The organism is Bradyrhizobium sp. I1.14.4, from assembly GCF_050435825.1.
Classification (GTDB): Bacteria; Pseudomonadota; Alphaproteobacteria; order Rhizobiales; family Xanthobacteraceae; genus Bradyrhizobium.
In genome coordinates this window covers 24,285-43,147 of record NZ_JBNDLA010000016.1, presented here as the reverse complement: position 1 = coordinate 43,147, position 18,863 = coordinate 24,285, and the positions used below count along the sequence as shown (strand labels likewise).

General features: G+C 64.1%; 15 protein-coding genes and 1 pseudogene. 10 read left to right on the top strand and 6 right to left on the bottom strand.

Translation table 11 applies throughout. The annotated features are described in order from the left end of the window. The first annotated feature begins 94 nt into the window (after positions 1-94). From ABIB78_RS26555 to ABIB78_RS26535, 5 genes and pseudogenes are all read left to right on the top strand, one after another. On the top strand, positions 95-856 hold the full coding sequence (locus ABIB78_RS26555) for a hypothetical protein (protein WP_429029570.1): 762 nt from the start codon (positions 95-97) through the stop codon (positions 854-856). A gap of 30 nt (positions 857-886) precedes the next feature. Continuing rightward, positions 887-2,218 (top strand): glycosyltransferase, encoded by a 1,332-nt coding sequence (locus ABIB78_RS26550; RefSeq protein WP_429029567.1) that lies wholly within the window; start codon positions 887-889, stop codon positions 2,216-2,218. Beyond that, complete coding sequence (locus ABIB78_RS26545) at positions 2,190-4,364, top strand: type I secretion system permease/ATPase (protein ID WP_429029565.1); 2,175 nt, start codon at positions 2,190-2,192, stop codon at positions 4,362-4,364. Before ABIB78_RS26550 ends, ABIB78_RS26545 begins: the two co-directional genes overlap by 29 nt. Then, positions 4,364-5,833: an HlyD family type I secretion periplasmic adaptor subunit gene (locus tag ABIB78_RS26540; RefSeq protein ID WP_429029562.1), complete on the top strand. Its 1,470-nt coding sequence runs from the start codon at positions 4,364-4,366 to the stop codon at positions 5,831-5,833. Before ABIB78_RS26545 ends, ABIB78_RS26540 begins: the two co-directional genes overlap by 1 nt. Positions 5,834-5,975: 142 nt before the next feature. Then, positions 5,976-6,146, top strand: a pseudogene (locus tag ABIB78_RS26535) (IS630 family transposase); the annotation flags it as partial. Between the two features lie 283 nt (positions 6,147-6,429). Here ABIB78_RS26535 and ABIB78_RS26530 read toward each other — a convergent pair. The 3 genes from ABIB78_RS26530 to ABIB78_RS26520 form a co-directional block, all read right to left on the bottom strand. Continuing rightward, positions 6,430-7,224 (bottom strand): IclR family transcriptional regulator, encoded by a 795-nt coding sequence (locus tag ABIB78_RS26530; RefSeq protein WP_429029559.1) that lies wholly within the window; start codon positions 7,222-7,224, stop codon positions 6,430-6,432. A gap of 131 nt (positions 7,225-7,355) precedes the next feature. Continuing rightward, positions 7,356-9,083, bottom strand: coding sequence for an FAD-dependent oxidoreductase (locus tag ABIB78_RS26525; protein ID WP_429029558.1), 1,728 nt, complete (start codon positions 9,081-9,083; stop codon positions 7,356-7,358). Between the two features lie 10 nt (positions 9,084-9,093). Next, on the bottom strand, positions 9,094-10,296 hold the full coding sequence (locus ABIB78_RS26520) for an ABC transporter substrate-binding protein (RefSeq protein ID WP_429029555.1): 1,203 nt from the start codon (positions 10,294-10,296) through the stop codon (positions 9,094-9,096). 383 nt (positions 10,297-10,679) lie between these two features. On the opposite strand from ABIB78_RS26520, the gene ABIB78_RS26515 reads away from it, so the two are divergent. Beyond that, a complete protein-coding gene (locus tag ABIB78_RS26515) occupies positions 10,680-11,609 on the top strand; it encodes an aspartyl/asparaginyl beta-hydroxylase domain-containing protein (protein WP_429029553.1) in 930 nt (309 codons plus the stop codon). Positions 11,610-11,696: 87 nt separating this feature from the next. Here the strand turns inward: ABIB78_RS26515 and ABIB78_RS26510 are convergent, their stop codons facing one another. Then, the gene (locus ABIB78_RS26510; RefSeq protein ID WP_429029551.1) at positions 11,697-11,852 is read right to left on the bottom strand and encodes a hypothetical protein; all 156 of its coding nucleotides are present in this window, start codon (positions 11,850-11,852) and stop codon (positions 11,697-11,699) included. 502 nt (positions 11,853-12,354) lie between these two features. Between ABIB78_RS26510 and ABIB78_RS26505 the strand changes: the two genes are divergently transcribed. The 3 genes from ABIB78_RS26505 (at position 12,355) to ABIB78_RS26495 (ending at position 15,993) form a co-directional block, all read left to right on the top strand. Then, complete coding sequence (locus ABIB78_RS26505; protein ID WP_429029548.1) at positions 12,355-14,052, top strand: NAD-dependent malic enzyme; 1,698 nt, start codon at positions 12,355-12,357, stop codon at positions 14,050-14,052. 200 nt (positions 14,053-14,252) lie between these two features. Further along, on the top strand, positions 14,253-15,590 hold the full coding sequence (locus ABIB78_RS26500) for an MFS transporter (protein ID WP_429029546.1): 1,338 nt from the start codon (positions 14,253-14,255) through the stop codon (positions 15,588-15,590). A gap of 25 nt (positions 15,591-15,615) precedes the next feature. Next, entirely contained in the window at positions 15,616-15,993 is a 378-nt protein-coding gene (locus ABIB78_RS26495) for an SPW repeat protein (protein WP_429029543.1), read from the top strand. A gap of 3 nt (positions 15,994-15,996) precedes the next feature. Here ABIB78_RS26495 and ABIB78_RS26490 read toward each other — a convergent pair whose 3' ends face one another. Together ABIB78_RS26490 and ABIB78_RS26485 are read right to left on the bottom strand one after the other, a co-directional pair. After that, positions 15,997-16,575 carry a hypothetical protein gene (locus ABIB78_RS26490; RefSeq protein WP_429029542.1) on the bottom strand — a complete coding sequence of 193 codons (579 nt, stop codon included), beginning with the start codon at positions 16,573-16,575 and terminating at the stop codon, positions 15,997-15,999. Between the two features lie 196 nt (positions 16,576-16,771). Then, positions 16,772-17,473, bottom strand: coding sequence for a fumarylacetoacetate hydrolase family protein (locus tag ABIB78_RS26485; protein WP_429029541.1), 702 nt, complete (start codon positions 17,471-17,473; stop codon positions 16,772-16,774). Positions 17,474-17,620: 147 nt separating this feature from the next. Between ABIB78_RS26485 and ABIB78_RS26480 the strand changes: the two genes are divergently transcribed. Then, complete coding sequence (locus ABIB78_RS26480; protein ID WP_429029539.1) at positions 17,621-18,805, top strand: dipeptidase; 1,185 nt, start codon at positions 17,621-17,623, stop codon at positions 18,803-18,805. Positions 18,806-18,863: the final 58 nt, after the last annotated feature.

The window sequence follows — 18,863 nt, the reverse complement described above, 5'->3', positions numbered from 1 at the left end:
GCTGTACGGTAGTTTTGCGGGTGCCCGATGCAGCGAAGGGCGAATTGCACAGGCAAGCCGAAACAACTGATGATGGCCGGCAGAGGTTAGGGGAATGTTTGATTTCTTGAAGCGCAAGATATCTCTCAACAGGGCTGTCGAGGTTGGTTGGACGCTTGACACCAACAAGGCCACCTTCATGTGGGAGGCGCCGAGCCGGCTCAGCCGGGAAGAGAAGCGCAGCGCACACGCCAAGGCCGTCACATACTGCCCCGCCGTGATCGATCACGAAGCGCGCATCTTCCAGATCAACTGCCCGGTCGACATTCAGCTCCGCATCGAAATCGACCCGAAAACCAACGAGCCAAGGCTGCGCAGCACAGCGGGCGATATGGCCTCGATCCGGCCGAAGGCGCTTGCGGAACTGGTCAAGCTCAACTCCCCCAAGGAATGGCGTCATCCGAAGCGGCCCATTCTGCAAATTGGCAGCCCGTATGTGTTCCTGGCCGATGAACTCGTCTACATGATGCAGTTACCGGCTTTCAATCACTACTATACGACGGCGTTGCCGGGCGTGATGATCGGCGGCCGGCTGCCGATTCATATCTGGCCGCGCCCGATGATGTGGGCCTTCGAATGGCATGACATCAGCAAGGAGCTGGTGCTGAAGCGCGGCGACCCCTGGTTCTACGTCCGCTTCGAATTCCAGGATCCGACCCGGCCGGTCCGCATGGTCGAGGCGGATATGACGCCGCAGCTGCGAGAGTACATGCAGGGCGTGTCGGCCGTGACCAACTATGTCAGCCGGACCTATTCATTGTTCGAAACCGCCAAATCGCGGCGGCCGAAAACCTTGCTTGTCGAGAAACAGCGCTAGGAAAGCACCTCCACCCCAACCCAGATTGTCATGCGCATCCTTTTCATTCACCAGAATTTTCCAGCGCAATTCAGGCACATTGCTCAGCTCCTGAAGCGCTCCGGCGACCAGGTCCTGGCGCTTTGCGACAGCCGCAACACCAGGCCGGAAATCGTGCCGGTCCGGCGCTACCGTTTCAACGACGCGAATGTCGGCAAACCTTCCCCGCTGGCGGCTTCTTTCTCGCAGCACGTGGCGCGGGCGCGGCACGCCGCCGAGGAGATGCTGAGGCTGAGAGATCAAGGGTTCGTTCCCGATCTCGTTTTCGGCCATGTCGGATGGGGCGAAACGCTTGCGGTGCGGGATGTCTGGCCGTCTGCAAAGCTCGCCGTCCATGCCGAGTTCTATTATTCGGCCGACGGGGCGAATATCGGTTTCGACCCCGAGTTTCACTCGACATTGACATTCAACGAGCGCTTTGCCGCGCGCCTGAACAATGCGCCGATCCTGTTGGCGATGACGGACGCCGACGCCGCGGTCGCTCCGACGCAGTGGCAAAAGATGCGATACCCCTCGCATCTGCAATCCAAGATCCATGTGCTGCACGAGGGCATCGACACCGACGTGGTGGCACCCGATCCGGCGGCGACCTTTGTCTTGCCGAATGGCCGGTCGCTCGGCCCGCAGGATGAAGTCATCACCTTCGTCAACCGCAATCTCGAGCCCTATCGGGGCTACCATATCTTCATGCGATCGCTGCCGGCCATCCTCGAGGAACGGAAGAACGCGCAGGTCGTGATCGTGGGAGGCGACGGCGCCTCGTATGGGCCGAAGCCGAGGGACGGGCGCAGCTGGAAAGACATCTTCCTGGAAGAGGTGCGGGATTCGCTACCGCTCGATCGGGTGCATTTTGTCGGATCGATACCGTACGAAAAGTTCGTTGCCCTGATGCAGATATCGAGCGCGCACCTCTATTTGACCTATCCGTTCGTGCTGTCGTGGTCGATGCTGGAGGCGATGAGCGCCGGCGCGCTGGTGATCGCCTCGAAGACCGCGCCGGTGGAAGAGGTGATTGTCGATGGCGACAACGGTCTGCTGGTCAATTTCTTCGATTCCGAGAAGCTGGCCGAACTCACGGTCGAGGCGTTGGCCGCTCCGTCGCAGTTCCGGGGCCTGCGGGAAGCCGCGCGCCGCACGATCGTCAACCGGTACGACCTGAAGCGGCGCTGCCTGCCGGAGTGGGCGGAATTTGTCCGGCAGTTCGATCCGGCCAGACGCGGCAAGCCGGCAAAGGAAGGCATCGGGCGCGTCCTTGGTGTTGAAAGTGGTATTGCGGTTGTAGCAAGGGATAGTCATGACGTTGCAGTCAGCAATCCGCGATGACGACGCTCCGGCGTCGGTCGAGAAGGTCGATACCGGCTTGTATTCCGTTGCCGTGGTGGCGGGCTATTTCCGCATCGCCGCCGATCCGCGGCAACTCGGCCACGAGCTGGGACTGGCCGGACGGCTTGCTGAGTCCGCGGACCTCGTTGCGGCCGCAAAGCGCCTGGAGTTGAAGGCGCGCTGGATCGCCGATGCCACGGTGAAGCGCCTCACAAGCTGTCCCTTGCCGGCCATCATCGGGCTCAAGGAGGGCGGCTTCCTGGTGCTCGCGCCGGGCGGAAAGGCCGGCCAGTTCCGTCTCGCCGACCCGGTGCGCCGAGCCAGCGCCGAGGTCGATCTCGAGCAGCTGTCCCAGCAATGGGACGGCAACATCGTCCTGATCACGCGGCGGGCCGGCGGTGCCGGCATCAATCCGAAGACATTCGGCTTCAACTGGTTCCTGCCGTCGATCTGGCGCTACCGGCGCGTGCTCTCGCACGTCTTGCTGGCATCGTTCTTCGTGCAGATCTTCGGCCTGATCACGCCACTGTTCTTCCAGCTCGTGGTCGACAAGGTGCTCGTTCACAAGGCGATGTCGACGCTGATCGTGCTGGTTGTCGGGATGGTGTCGCTCGGCCTGTTCGAGGCGACGCTGCAATATCTGCGAACCTATGCCCTGAGCCACACCACCAACCGCATCGATGTCGAGCTCGGGCGGCGGCTTTTCCATCATCTGTTCCGGCTTCCCATCGCCTATTTCGAGACGCGCGCAACGGGTCAGACGATCGCGCGCGTGCGCGAGCTCGAGACCATCCGGAACTTCCTGACCGGCCAGGGACTGACGTCCCTTCTCGACCTGTTCTTCACCTTCGTCTTTGTCGGCGTTCTGTTCCTCTATTCGGTGCCCCTGACGCTCGTGGTGCTGGCGACGCTGCCGCTCTACGTGCTGATCGCGGGCCTGATCCGTCCGTTCCTGCGCGAGAAGATCCGCGAGAAATTCAATCGCGGCGCGCGCAGCCAGCAATTCCTGGTCGAGTCGATCGTCGGCGCCCTGACGCTCAAGGCGGCCAGTGTCGAGCCGATCATGCAGGCTGAGTGGGAGGACCGGCTGGCCGCCTATGTCCGCACCTCTTTCGAAGCGTCAATGCTGGGCTCACTGGGGCAGAACCTGATCCAGTATGTCGGCAGGCTCACCACGGCGATGATCCTGCTGTTCGGAGCGCAAGCGGTGATCTCGGGGTCGATGACCGTCGGCGAACTGATCGCCTTCAACATGATCTCGAGCCAGGTGCTGCAGCCGATCCTGCGGCTGTCGCAGCTTTGGCAGGATCTGCAGCAGGTTCAGGTGTCGGTCGAGCGCCTTGGCGACATCCTCAACACGCCGGTCGAGCCGATCCCGGCGAGCCTGCCGACCCTGCCGCCGCCGAAGGGCGATATCGAGTTGCGCGACGTGTCGTTCCGCTATCAGCCGGGCCGTCCGGAGGTTCTCCGCAACATCACGCTCAGGATAAAGGCCGGCGAGGTGATCGGGATCGTCGGGCCTTCGGGCTCCGGCAAGTCGACCCTGACCAAGCTGATCCAGCGGCTGTATTTGCCGGAGCGCGGTCAGGTCTTGCTTGACGGCGTCGACGTGGCGCAGCTCGACCCAAGCTGGCTGCGCCGGCAGATCGGCGTCGTGCTGCAGGAAAACCTGCTGTTCAACCGCACGATCCACGAGAATATCGCCTTGGCGAATCCGGCCATGACGCGCGCCCAAGTGATGCACGTCGCGCGCCTGGGCGGCGCGGACGAGTTCATTGGGGCGTTGCCGCAGGGCTACGACACGATGATCGAGGAGCGCGGCAGCAATCTGTCGGGCGGACAGCGTCAACGCATCGCCATCGCCCGGGCGCTGGCGACCAACCCGCGGATCCTGATCCTCGACGAGGCGACCAGTGCGCTCGACTACGAAAGCGAGCGCATTATTCAGAACAACATGCGCGCCATCACCAAGGGCCGCACCGTCATCATCATCGCGCACCGGCTCGCCGCGGTGCGGCCATGCAGCCGGATCATCGGCATGTCGGACGCCAGGATCGTCGAACAGGGAAATCACGATCAGCTGATTGCAAAGGATGGCAGCCTCTACGGCCGTCTATGGTCGATGCAGAACGATTGGACAAAGTGATGGGCAAGGAAGTGACGCCGGCTCGCCAGGTTCTTTTTCCATTCAAGTCGGACGTTCGCGGCGCCGACCGCGAGTTCCTGCCGTCCGCGCTTGAGATCCTGGAAACCCCCGCGTCGCCGGTCAAAGTGGCGCTGATGCTCACGATCTGCGGCTTCGTGGCGGCCGCGCTCGCCTGGTCGGTGTTCGGCAGGCTGGACGTGCATGCGGTGGCGCTCGGCAAGATTGTGCCTTCCGGACAGACCAAGTTCATTCAGCCTTTTGATCCGGGCACGGTGGTTTCGTTGTCGGTGACCAACGGAATGCGCGTCGAGGGCGGACAGGAGCTGATGGCATTTGATGCCGCCGAAGCCGAGGCCGAGGCCAGGCGGCAAAGTGAGGCGGCGAGCGCGCTTCGCGCAGAGGTCGCCCGCCGGAAGATGGCAATTGACCAGGCGAAGGCTTGGCCGGTCAAGCCGCTGTTCCCGGTGGCGGATGTCGATTGGCAGGATGACGTGCCGCCTGCGTTCCGCAGCCGCGAAAATCGTGTGCTGGCGGCAGATCTTTCCCAGCTTGCCGAGACCATCGGGACGCTGGAGAAGCAGATCGCACAGAAGCACGCGACCCGCGAACGCCTGAACATGAGCATCGCCTATCAGACCGAGCTGATCAAGACGCTGCAGGACCGTGTGGCCGTTCGCGAGGCATCGCTCAAGCTCGAGGTCGGCACCAAGATCAATCTGTTCGATGCGCTGGAGTCGCTGGACAAGTCCCGCTCGTCGCTTGCCAGCGACAAGGGCCAGCTGCTCGAGACCGAGGCTGCGATCGTCGAACTGCGCGGCGAGAAGGACAAGGACCTCGCGACATTCATCGCCGATAACAGCACGAAGCTAGCCGATGCCGAGAAAAAGCTCGACGACGCGGTGCAGCAATATGCCAAGGCCAGCACCAAGCTGGCCCGCACCAAGCTTCTTGCCCCGACCTCCGGAACCGTGCAGGCGCTTGCGGTCACGACGCTCGGCCAGGTCGTCACGACCGGCCAGCAGCTTCTGACCATCGTGCCGGATGGCGGGCGGCTGCAGGCCGAGGTCTATGTGTCGAACACCGACATCGGCTTCGTCAAGGTCGGCCAGGACGTGGTGGTCAAGGTCGACACGTTTCCGTTCACCCGCTTCGGCTCACTGCATGGCAAGGTCATCAACGTCGCCAACGACGCGATCGACGAGCAAACGGCGCGGCGCCAGCAAGCCAACCCGACCAGCACCGTGAATGCGATGGCCAACACGCCGGGCACTCCCGGGCAGCCGCAGAACTTTGTCTTCCTCGTCACGGTGGCGCTCGAGGAATCGGCGATGAAGATCGATGACTCGATCATACCGCTCACCCCGGGCATGACCCTGACCGCGGAAGTCAAGACCGACGACCGCCGCATTATCAGCTATCTGCTGTCGCCGCTGACCAAGGTTGCCTCAGAAGCATTCAGGGAGCGCTGAGCTCTTCGCTCCGCGCTCGTCACCGCTGAGAACTCGACCCACCGTCCTTTAGAGCGGTTCACAGATTTATTGAATCGGGAGGGATTCCGGATTTGGGGCGAATATGATTCAAGATGCTGGCTGGGCTGGAGGCCGGCATCCGATGGTCCGACCAATTTCCAATGATCTGCATAAGCGTGCGGTTGCGGCTGTTGCAAAGCGTCAGAGCTGCCGCTCGGTGGCATTGCGGTTTGGGGTTGCGGTGTCATCGGTTGTGAAGTGGTCGCAGCGTTATCGAGTGACCGGCTCGGTAGCGCCCGGTAAGATGGGCGGCACTGACCCTGTCGTTCAGCTTAGCAACAGCCATCTTGTTGATGGATTTGCCTTCCTCAACGTCAACGGAGCTGGCGAACTCATCGCCGAACGCTCCCCGCCATTTTGCGACGCTTTCGTTCCGATCCTCGTCGTAGGCTTCGTCAATCCATTCGCGGTATGTGCGTTCGCCACCAACAGCGCTTTCACGGCTTCGCGTGCGTCACCGCCGCGAGCTGCGATTGCCTGATCGGTAGCACGTCGCGCGGCTCACCCCTCTCCCCGACCAGCGTGCTCAGCCTCCATCACCCCGACGCCCGCACCGTGCCGTGGCCAAGTTGCCTTGAGATATCGCCCGCACAGCTGCGCAGCGCGGTTGCGATCGCGCTGTCCCAGCTGACGTCGAAGGTGCCCTCCGGTCCCATCGCGGTAATGACCAGGGCGACGTGGCCGGCGTGATCGAACACCGGCGCGGCGAAGGCGTTGACGCCGGGCAACGGATCTCCAATCGCCCGCGCGAGCCCGTGGCTGCGGACCTCGGCAAGCATCTCGGTGGCCTTCTGGCTGATCGACTCTCGCTTCGGATTGTAGCCGACTCCGAGGCGATCGAGGCCACTCTCGAGCGCCGTCTTGATTGCGTTCGGTGGCATGAAGGCGGCGAATGCCCGGCCGGTCGCGGTCTCGAGCAGCGCCACCACCGATCCGACGCGCATCGCGATGTGCACCGGATGGCTCGGCTCCTCGAGCCGCACCACGGTCGCGCCATGGGTACCCCAGACCGACAGCGACACGGCATGATTGATGCTGTCGGCGAGCGCTGCGATCCGCGGCGTCGCGATCCGCACCGCGGAGAGCCGGCGCAGACTGATCAGGCCGAGCTCGAGCGCGAGCGCCCCGATCTCGTAACGGCCCGTGGCCTCGTCCTGCTCGATCAGGCCGATGCGGGAAAAGCTCACCAGATAGGGGTGCGCCTTGGCCGGCGGCATGCCGGCCTCGCGCGCGAGATCGCGCAGCATCATCGGCTCGCCGCTGCGGGCAAGCGCGCGGAGCAATTCCCCGCCGACCTCGATCGACTGTATGCCGCGGCTTTCTCTCGTCATGTCGCCCTGTTCGCGTTCGCGTGCTCGCACTTAGCAGGAAACCTTGCCGTCTGCGAGATGCGGGGTGCTGGGAGTCGTTCTACCCGTCATCCTGAGGAGCCGCGAAAACTCGCTCCTCAGGATGACTGGACTCACAGCGCGCTCCTGTCCTGAGTAGCGCCCGCGAGGTGCTTGCCCGCGATGTAGCCGAAGGTCAGCGCGGGGCCGAGCGTGATGCCGGCGCCGGGATAGTTGCCGCCCATGATGCTCGCCATGTCGTTGCCGGCGGCGTAGAGGCCGGCAATCGGCTGGCCGTCGGCGTCGAGCGCGCGGGCACTGGCGTCGGTCCGGATGCCGGCATAGGTGCCGAGATCGCCGATCACCATCTTGATGGCGTAGAATGGACCATGCCGGATCGGTGCGATGCAGGGATTGGGCCCGTGCAGCGCATCGCCCTGGTAGCGGTTATAGGCGCGCGAGCCCTTGCCGAAGGCGGGATCGCGGCCCTCTGCGGCGGTCTTGTTGAACTCCGCGACGGTTGCCTCGAGCGCCCTGGCGTCGATGCCCGCCTCCGCGGCAAGCTCGGACAGCGTCGCGCCGCGCTTGAGATAGCCGGTCTTCAGATGGTGGCCGAGCGGCATCGGGCGCGGCGGCACGCAGCCGAGGCCGTATTTGCGCAGTGTCTCGTGATCGCAAACCAGATGCGCCGCGATCTCCTCGCCGGGTTTGGCCGCCTTGATCATCTCCTGCACGAAGTCGTGGTAGGAATTGCCTTCATTGGCGAAGCGCTTGCCGTCGCGCATCACCGCGATCACGCCGGGTTTTGCGCGGTCGATGAAATGCGGCATCACGCCTTTCGAGCCGTCCTTGCGCGTGGTGACCGAGACCGGCACCCAGGCCGCGGCATTCGGCAGCGAGTCCTCGACGCGGCCGCCGGCGGATTCCGCGAGGCGCAATCCGTCGCCGGTATTGCCCGTCGGTCCCGGCGAGTAATGCTCTTTTCCGGTCGGCGCATGCGGAAACATCTTCTGCCGCCGCGCGACGTCATGCGGGAAGCCACCGCAGGCGAGCACGACACCGCGCCTGGCGTTGACGCGAATGGTGCGGCCCGCGCGCTCGATGACCGCGCCGCGCACCGCGCCGTTCTCGACGATCAATTCGCGCACCGGCGCGTTGAGCCAGAGCGGGATCTTCAGGTCGAAGGCGGATTTCGCCAGCCGTCCGGCGAGCGCGTTGCCGTTGGTCAGCGTCATGCCGCGGCCGTTGCGCATGACGTCCATGGCGTGCTTCGACAGCCGCTTGGCGACATAGGCCGCCGACGTCAGCGACCGCGTCGCGCGCATGAAATGGACGATCTCCTTGCCGGAGCCGAGCATCATGCCGAACACGGTGAGCTCGGGCAGGGGACTGCCGAGATCCTTGATGGCATCGCCGAGCTCGTGGCCGTCGAACGGCCGCGTCACCATCGATCGGCCGCCCTGCGCGCCGCCGGGCGCTTCCGCATGATAGTCCGGGAAGGTCAGCGGCATGTCGAAGCGCACCGCGGTCCTGGTGGTGAAGAAGTCGACCGCCTTCGGCCCTTCGGTCAGGAACGCATCGACGCGCGCGGCATCGAAGCTGTTGCCGGCCTCGTGGCGCAGATAGGTTCTGGCCTGATCAGGGCTTTCCTCGATGCCCCAGGCCTTCGCCAGCGAAGTGCCGGGAATCCACAGCCAGCCGCCGGAGCGCGCGGTGGTGCCGCCGAAGCGCGGCTCCTTCTCGACCACCAGGACCTTCAGGCCGTGATGGCCGGCGGTGACCGCCGCCGACAGCCCGGCGCAGCCGGAGCCGACCACGAGTGCGTCGCAATCATACGTTTCTTGGGTTTCTTCGTTGGCCACGCGATCGATCCTATTTCTTGAGCAGCGGGCATTTGGACTCGGAGGCCGGACGGAAGGCGTCCTCGCCCTTCACCGTCTTGATGATATCGAGATAGTCCCACGGCTCCCTGGATTCCGACGGCTTCTTCACCTTCGCCAGATACATGTCGCGGATGACGCGGCCATCCTCGCGCAGTTTGCCGCCGTGCACGAAGGTGTCCTCGATCGGCAGCTCGCGCATCTTGGCCATCACCCTCTGCGGATCGTCGGTGCCGGCGGCCTGGATCGCCTTGAGATAATGCAGCACCGAGCCGTACACGCCGGTCTGGATCATGGTCGGCATCACGTTGGCACGGGCGAGGAATTTTTTCGACCACGCGCGTGTCTTCTCGTCCATGTTCCAGTACGACGCTGTCGTCATGTAGGTGCCTTGCGCGGCATTGAGCCCGATCGCATGCACGTCGGTGTCGAACATCAGCAGGCCGACCAGCTTCTGGCCGCCCTGCACGAGGCCGAACTCGCCGGACTGCTTGATTGAATTGTCGGTGTCCTGGCCGGCATTGGCGAACGCCACCACATCAGCCTTCGAGCTCTGCGCCTGCAGCGCAAAGGAGGAGAAGTCGGCGGTGTTGGTCGGGTGCCGGACACTGCCGAGCACCTTGCCACCCATCTCGTTGATGAAGCGGGTGGCGTCCTTCTCGAGCTGCTGGCCGAAGGCGTAGTCCGCGGTGACGAAGTACCAGGACTTGCCGCCCTCCGCGATCACCGCCGAGGCCGTGACCTTCGACAGCGCGTAGGTGTCGTAGGTGAAGTGCACGGTGTTGGGGCTGCACAGCTCGTCGGTCAGCGAGCTCGCACCGGGACCGGACAACAGCGCGATCTTGTTGCGCTCGCGCACCATGTTGTGCACGGCGATCGCAATGCCGGAGTTGGGAATGTCGACGACGGCGTCGACCTTGCCGTTGTCGAACCAGCCGCGCACGATCTGTACGCCGACATCGGTCTTCATCTGGTGGTCGGCCGAGACGATCTCGATCGGCTTGCCGAGCACGGTGGGGCCGAATTCCTCCACCGCCATCTTGGCCGCCTCGACCGAGCCCGGGCCGGAATTGTCACGGCCCCAACTCGACAGGTCGGTCAGCACCCCGATCCGCACGACGTCATCGGAAACCTGGGCGTGAGCGGCCGTGATCATTGCCGCGAGAATGGCTGCCGCCAAAACGTGTCTCATCATTCCTCCCTCTGATGTCCGCGTTCCCGAGCGGACCGTCTGTCCGCGTTCTTGGGCGGACGTTCTCGCGATTAGTAATTGTCTAACCAGTTTGTCAATGGCGAATGACATGTGTGGGAATGTTGCCACATGGCTGCCTGCTCGAATAAGGCGGTGCTTCACATTTGGTGAGCAGACGCTTACATGGCTGATTTGGGATGGCACCGTGGCGGGGCTTCCGGCCCACGCCGGAACTCTCGCCGCAGTGCCAAGTCAGGATGAAGCAGGGGAATTTTCGCGGACGGCGTTGCGATTCGCCGCCCGGGGCTAAGCCGCCCATCAAGGGTCCAGGCTGCTACGGGGGCAGTGCATCGCGAGCGCCGGCGGGCCGCGATCATAGACGGACCATGTTGAGACAATTCTTTGCGCCGCAGCTCGTCATTCTCTACGTGCTGGCGGCCTCCACTCTCTACGTACACTTCCGCGGCAAGCAACGGCTGCGCTTCGCCCGCCAGCTCGGCGATCACTCGACCTATCTCGCGCCCTACAATGTGCTGATGTATGCGGGCTCCGCGGTGCCCAACACGCCGGTGATCCCGGTCGAGCAATTTCCCGAGCTCAAGAAGCTCTCCGACAATTGGGAGACGATCCGCGACGAGGCCACGCGCCTGTTCGACGAAGGCTTCATCCGCGCCGCGGCCAAGAACAACGACTGGGGCTTCTATTCCTTCTTCAAGAGCGGCTGGAAGCGCTTCTATCTGAAATGGTACGACGACTTCCTGCCGTCGGCGCGCACGCTGTGCCCGCAGACCGTCGAGTTGTTGAACTCGATCCCGAACGTGCACGGCGCGATGTTCGCGATGCTGCCGCCCGGCGGCAAGCTCGGCGCGCACCGCGATCCCTTCGCCGGCTCGCTGCGCTATCACCTCGGGCTGGTGACGCCGAACTCGAACCAGTGCCGCATTCTCGTCGACGGCGTCGAGTGCGTCTGGCGCGACGGCGAGGCCTTCATGTTCGACGAGACCTTCATCCACAGCGCCGAGAACAAGACCGACGTCAACCGCATCATCCTGTTCTGCGACGTCGAGCGCCCGATGAAGTATGGCTTCATGACCAGGATGAACCGCTGGGTGAGCCACAACATCGTCAAGGCGTCGGCCACCCAGAATGTCGATGGCGAGCATGTCGGTGTGCTGAACAAGGCATTCGGCAAGCTCTACGAAGTCCATCTCGCCAGCCGCAAGGTCAAGGAGTGGAATCGGAACGTGTATTACGCGCTCAAATATTCCGCGACCGCGCTGATCCTCGGCCTGATCATGGTGTCGGCGCTGCGGTGATTGCGCCTGGCATGCCGCGTTGAAAGCGAAAGCCCCGGAGCGATCCGGGGCATTTGTCTGGGGTGTGAGCTGTGAAGCGCAACAGCATCAGTCGCATTCGAAAACCTTGGCGCCGGGGTAGACGCGCCTGGCATACGCGACGACCCACTCCCGGTCCTGGGTCTCCAGGAACGGTGTTCGGATCTTGCACGACCCGACGATGAGGTGCCACAGGCCGTTCAGCTTCTGAATGTTGACGATCATTTGAGTGTTCCTCGAGAACCCGCGTTCCAGTCGACACTTGCGTCTCGTGAGTGTCCTGCGCTTCACTCCTCGGAGCAGTGATCCCGATCACGGATTTCGGAACGCATCCCGCGCCGCTGAGACTTGCTATCGTGGGTCGCGCCCCTGAGAGAGAGGTTGTGAGCTGTGCATCCGTTGGAGCAGCCGCGAGTATAGAAATCGCTCGCCATCGCTCAACTGTACGTGCGTAAGCACGGGGCATCACAAGGAATCAGAGAGGCTATACCAAGGTATGTTGATGTCTGTCCGGAGGTGCAGCGGGAGCGTGCTTTCTTCGGGACGAACGCAGATGGCCCTTGGCCGAAATTGCGGCGGGCTGCTCAACTCTGCTAAGAGGTCCATCTCGCCAGGCGCAGCGTCGGGCGCCGTTCAACTTTGTGCGGCGCGGCGCCTTCGCGCTCCGATCCGTTACACGGGCGTGATAGAGTCCCATCAGACATTTCGCATTGAAGGGGATCTTGTCATGTCGCAGACTACTGGAGCTTTTGCGACCACTGCGCTGAGCGGCTATGAGCTGTTGGCCGATCCGCAGCTGAACAAGGGCACGGCATTTTCCGAGGCAGAGCGCGAGGCGTTCGACCTGCATGGCCTGCTTCCGCCCAACGTCGCGACATTGGACGAACAGGTCTCGCGCCGGCTGCAGGCGCTGCGGGGCTATGAGACCGATCTCGAGCGCTACGCGTTCCTGCGCGAGTTGCAGGACACCAACGAGACGTTGTTCTACGCGCTGCTGGTCGAGAACCTGGAAGAGCTGCTGCCGATCGTCTACACGCCGACCGTCGGCGCCGGCTGCCAGCAATTCAGCCGGCTGTTTCGCAAGCCGCGCGGGCTGTTCCTCAGCATCCCGCACCAGCACCGGATCGATCGCATCCTGGCGCAGCCGCGCTTCGATCACGTCGAGGCGATCGTGGTGACCGACGGCGAGCGCATCCTCGGCCTCGGCGACCAGGGCGCCGGCGGCATGGGCATCCCGATCGGCAAGCTCGCGCTCTACACCGGCTGCGGCGGCCTGCATCCCGCGACGACCTTGCCGATCATGCTCGATGTCGGCACCGACAATCCCGATTGCCTGGCCGATCCGCTCTATATCGGCTGGCGCAACGAGCGCGTTCGCGGCCGGGCCTATGACGACTTCATCGAGGCCTTCGTCTCGGCGGTGGTGAAGCGCTGGCCGCGCGTCCTGCTGCAATGGGAGGATTTCGCCAAGAACAACGCGACGCGGATGCTCGAGCGCTATCGCGACCGGCTCCTCACTTTCAACGATGACATTCAGGGCACCGCGGCGGTGGCGACCGGCGCCTTGCTCTCCGCGATCAACGTCACCGGCGTGCCGCTCATCGAGCAGCGCGTCGCCGTGTTCGGCGCAGGCTCGGCCGGCTGCGGCATCGCCAGCCTGATCCGCGCCGCGATGGCCGATGCCGGCCTGTCGGAGAGCGAGGCGGCGAAGCGCTTCTTCATGGTCGACCGCGACGGGCTATTGCTCGAGGGCATGAGCGGGCTCGCCCCGTTCCAGCTTCCCTTCGTCCAGGACAAGCAGGCGATCACCGGCTGGCAGCTCAGCCATCCCGATAAGATCGCGCTGCTCGACGTCGTGCGCAACGCCAGGCCGACCGTGCTGATCGGCGTGTCCGGTCAGGCCGGCGCGTTCTCCGAGCCGATCGTTCGCGCAATGGCCGAGTGCAACGCGCGGCCGGTGATCTTCCCGCTGTCCAACCCGACCTCGCGCGAGGAAGCGACGCCTGTCGACATCGAGGCGTGGACCGAGGGGCGGGCATTGATCGGGGTCGGCAGCCCGTTCCCGCCGATCACGCGCGATGGCGCCCGCTTCAAGGTCGACCAGACCAACAACTCCTACATCTTCCCGGGCGTCGGGGTCGGCGCGCTCGCGGTCGGCGCGAGCCGGGTCAGCGACGGGATGTTCATGGCCGCCGCCAAGGCGCTGGCCAGCGTCTCGCCGGCGCGCAACAACCCAAAACACAATCTGCTGCCGCCGGTCAGTGCGTTGCGCGATGTCTCGCAGACCGTGGCGCTGGCGGTCGCGCTGCAGGCGCACCGGGAGGGGCTGGCCACGGATATTCCGATCGACCAGGTCGAGGCGCGCATCCACGCCAAAATCTGGACCCCGCGCTACGTACCGTACCGCCGCAGCGATCGGCCCTAGAGCCCGCGGGGCGCATCAGTGCGGCGCGATCCTTCGCACCGCCTGCAGGCAGGCGATGGCTTCGGCCGTCGCGCGGCCGACTAAAGTTCTAACTTCGGCGTTCCGTTCCGTTGGAACCTTCCGGGGCGCCATGTCGTTTGTGCTCAAACGACCCAAACCGTCAGAATCCATCCGGGGGCTTATCCGAGGGAGACGCTCCCATGACGACACTCGGCGGCCTCGACGCCAACCAGCTCACTCCATCCGAGCATCAGGTCCAGCTGCGCCGTGCGGTGATCGCCTCCACGGTCGGGACCGCGATCGAGTGGTATGACTTCTTCCTCTACAGCACCGTCACCGGGCTGGTTTTCGCAAAACTGTTCTTTCCCCATTCCGACCCTTGGGTCGGCACGCTGGAAGCCTTTGGCATCTATGCGGTCGGCTTCGTTGCGCGACCGGTAGGGGCCGCGATCTTTGGGCACTACGGCGACCGCATCGGCCGCAAGTCGACGCTGATCGCCACGCTGCTGTTGATGGGACTGGCGACAGCCGCGGTGGCATTGGTGCCGACCTATTCCAGCATCGGCGTCTGGGGCGCGGTGATCCTCACCGTGCTGCGCTTCATCCAGGGCGTCGGGGTCGGCGGCGAGTGGGGCGGCTCGGTGCTGATGTCGATGGAATGGGCGCGCAACGACCGCTCCCGCGGCTTGATCGCGTCATGGCCGCAATTCGGCGTGCCCTGCGGGCTGTTCCTCGCCAATCTTGCCGTGCTGGCATTCAGCCAGATGTCGGGCGACCAGTTCCTGGCCTGGGGCTGGCGCATTCCATTCGCGCTCAGCATTGTTCTGGTCGGCGTCGGCCTCTATATCCGGCTCGGCATTCTGGAAACGCCCGTCTTCAGCAAGCTGCTGGCCGAGCGTCAGCTCGACCGCACGCCGATGCTGACCGTGATCCGCGACCATCCGAAAGAAATCCTGCTGTCCGCCTTCGCGCGCATGTCCGAGCAGGCGCCGTTCTACATCTTCACCGCCTTCGTGTTCTCCTACGGCGTCGGCACGCTGCATGTTTCGCGCGACTTCCTGCTGACCGCGGTGCTCGCGGCCTCGGTGCTGTCGTTCGTCTCGATCCCGCTGTGCGGGCATATCTCCGATCAGATCGGCCGCAAGAACATGTACATGATCGGCGCTGCCGTGACCGGCGTGTTCGGCTTTATCTATTTCGCGATGCTCAACACCGGATCGACAACGATCATCTTCCTCGCGATTTTCCTGTCGCTGATTCCGCACGACATGCAGTACGGGCCGCAGGCCGCCCTGATCGCCGAGAGTTTTACTGGCCGCCTGCGCTACAGCGGCGCCTCGCTCGGCTATCAGCTCGCATCCGTGATCGCCGGCGGCCCCGCGCCACTGATTGCGACCTGGCTGTTCGGCCGATTCCATTCGGCGACTGCGATCGCCGTCTACATCGCGCTCTGCGCCGTCATCACGCTGGTCGCAACCGCGCTGATGACCGACTACACCGGCAAGGACATCAATGCCGCAGCCGCGCATCAGCGGTGAGTTCGAGACAGCACGGGAGGAGCAGATGGTGAAATGGCGAAAAGAATCGGCGCTCGATCTCTATAACCTCGCCGCAGCGCTATTCCTGCTCGCTGCGCCGTGGCTGTTTGCGCACGCCAACCCGACGGCGGCGATCGATCTCAGGATCAGCGGTGCGGCGATCGCGATCATGTCGCTGGCTGCGATCGTCGCGTTCTCGATCTGGGAGGAATGGATCAATCTGTTCGTCGGATGCTGGCTGATCGTCTCGCCCTGGCTGCTCGGCTTCACGCACACCCGCGCGATGCATTTTGCCATCGCGGCGGGTGCGGTGGTCGCATTCATGGCATTGCTCGAGCTGTGGCTCGAGTACGAGAAGACGCATCTCGGCCCGGCCGCGTCGCCGGCCGCAGCAAAGCATTAGAAGCTAGCAGCCGCGGCAAATCCCCTTGATCTTGCGGTCGACGATCGCGTCCTCCTGATCGATGATCTGCTGCGATGCCGACGCCGCTGCTGGAATGTCGGCGGCGCGCGGCTGGCGATGGCCGACCGGTGCCGACCACGGCCGCGTCGCGGTTTCGTTTGATCCGTGAGCGTTGGGCTCTTGGACCGTCGGCTGTGCGAAGCAAGAGGTCGCCATCGCTGCAGACAGAACTGCAGCCAAGCCTGATCGTCGAAATCGTCGAAGATCGATCATGAGACTCTCCATGCCGTCATCGCCGCGTTTGCGCGCGGCCTTGATGAGATGGATCGGATCTCGCGTTCCGGTATTCCCCGGTCCGTCGAACGTGATCGGGCGCTCGCGGTTCGGTGATCGCGCGTGATGAAATAATTTTCCGGCATCCACAGTCATTGGTCTCAGGAGCCGAGCTTGGTCGGCTTCATCCACGTGCGGAGAAACCCAATGACCAAATTGACCTTCGTGACGCTTGCTCTGGTTGCGGCGGCTGCGTATTCGACTCAGGCGTCCGCCGCCAGCAACAATGCTGCGGTGCGGCGCGCCCATGCTTCGGTGACGACGACGACACCGATCAGCAGCAAGACGACCGATTGCGTGCGCGCGCCCAACGTCGGATCGTTCGCGACCGCTCCCTATACCGAGCCGCCCTGCATGCCCGGCACGATGCGCTGACAGCGCACAGCAAAAAGCCCCGGACCTGTGGTTCGGGGCTTTTGGCCTGGCCTCATCTCCTGAGGTCAGTCTATTCCGGCTTGCCGATCGTCACCTTCAGCGTGCCGACGCCGTCGACGCCGCATTCGAGCTTGTCGCCCACCTGCAGCTGCGAGACGCCGGCGGGTGTGCCGGTCATGATGATGTCGCCGGCCGCGAGCTTCACCTGCTGCGAGAGCTGCCAGATGATCTCCGGAACGTTCCAGATCAGCTCGGTAAGGTCGCCCTTCTGCGCCTCCTTGCCGTTGACCGTGAGCCAGATCTTACCAGCGGTCGGGTGACCGATCTTCGAGGCCGGCTGGATCGCGGAGCAGGGCGCGGAATAGTCGAACGACTTGCCGATCTCCCAGGGCCGCTCCTTCTTGCGCGAGGCGATCTGCAGGTCGCGACGGGTGAGGTCGATGCCGACTGCGTAGCCGTAGACATGCTCGAGTGCCTTGTCGGCGGCAATGTTCAGCCCGCCGCTCTTCATCGCCACCACCAGCTCGACCTCGTGATGCAGGTCCTTGGTCAGCGGCGGATAGGGGATGGTCGCACCGTCAGGCACCAGCATGTCGGCATGCTTGCCGAAGAAGAACGGCGGCGCCCGCTCGTCATTGCCCATCTCCCTGATATGCTCGAGATAGTTGCGGCCGACGCACCAGATGCGGCGGACCGGATAGGCGCCGGATTCGCCGACGACGGGGAGCGAGGGCTGCGGGGGAAGCGGAATGACGGTGGAGGCGGCGTTCATGAACGGGTCCCGGAGGGTTGAAGGAGGGAGCGCGGGCCGTATTTACGCGGTTACGGCGCCGGGGGCTAGGGGCTGCGGCTGCACCAGGCGCAGACGTGAGGCCAGCTTTCTGCCGAGCGCGGCCGCCTTTGGCCGGCGGGAGCGGTGATGCCGATGCGGAGATGGCTTTCGATCGGCCTCGTGCTGGTCGCGGCGGCCGTGGTCGCCGCAGCGCTTCGCTTTTTCACGGTCACTCCGGAGCGGATCGACCAGGCACAGAACAGGGTCCAGCGCGTGGCCCTCGATATCACGCCGGCTGCGCAGGCCTTGCAGGCGACGCTCGATGTGGCGGACATGCACGCGGACAGCCTGTTGTGGAAGCGCGATCTGATCGCGCGATCCGACCGGGGCCACATCGATCTGCCGCGCCTGATCGAGGGGCGATACGCGCTGCAAGTGTTCTCGTCGGTCACGAAGTCGCCCAAGGGCCAGAACTACGATGCCAACGACGCCGACACCGATACGATCACGAACCTCGCGATCATCGATCTGCAACCGCCCCGGACGTGGTTCTCGTTGCTGCAGCGCTCGCTGTGGCATGCCGAGAAATTGCGCAGCTTCGCCGAGCAGTCCGCCGGGCGGCTCCGCCTGATCACGACACCGGCCGACATCGACCGCCTGCTCGCGGACCGCAAGAGCGGCGCGACGGTGGTTGGCGGAATGCTGTCGATCGAGGGCCTGCACGACCTGGAAGGCAACATCGACAATCTCGATGTGCTCCACACCGCCGGATTCAGAATGGCCGGTCTCGCGCATTTCTTCGACAATGACGTCGCAGGCTCGATGCACGGTGTGGCAAAGGGCGGGCTGACGCCGCTCGGCCGGCAGGTGGTGCAGCGGATGGAGGCGATCGGAATGATCGTCGACCTCGCCCATGCGAGTCACGCGACGGTCGCCGACGTGCTGGCGATGGCGACGCGCCCGGTGGTGTCGAGCCACGGCGGCGTCCAGGCGACGTGCAAGGTCAACCGCAATCTCACCGATGATGAAGTCAGGGGCGTCGCACGGACGGGTGGAATAGTTGGCATCGGCTTTTGGCAAGGCGCGGTCTGCTCGCTCGATCCGAACAATGTCGCGCGGGCGATTGCCCATGTCCGCGACCTGGTCGGGATCGATCATGTCGGCCTCGGTTCGGATTTCGACGGCTCGACCACCACGGCATTCGATGCGAGCGGGATTGTTGCCGTGACCCAGGCCCTGATGTCCAGCGGGTTCTCCGAGGACGACATCCGCAAGGTCATGGGCGGCAATGTCCTGCGCGTGCTGCGCGCCGGCATTGCGGCGAGGGGATGAAATGCGATGAGCAGTAGATTCTAGTCTTGACGCGTTTTCTTCACGCGAACCGGTATCC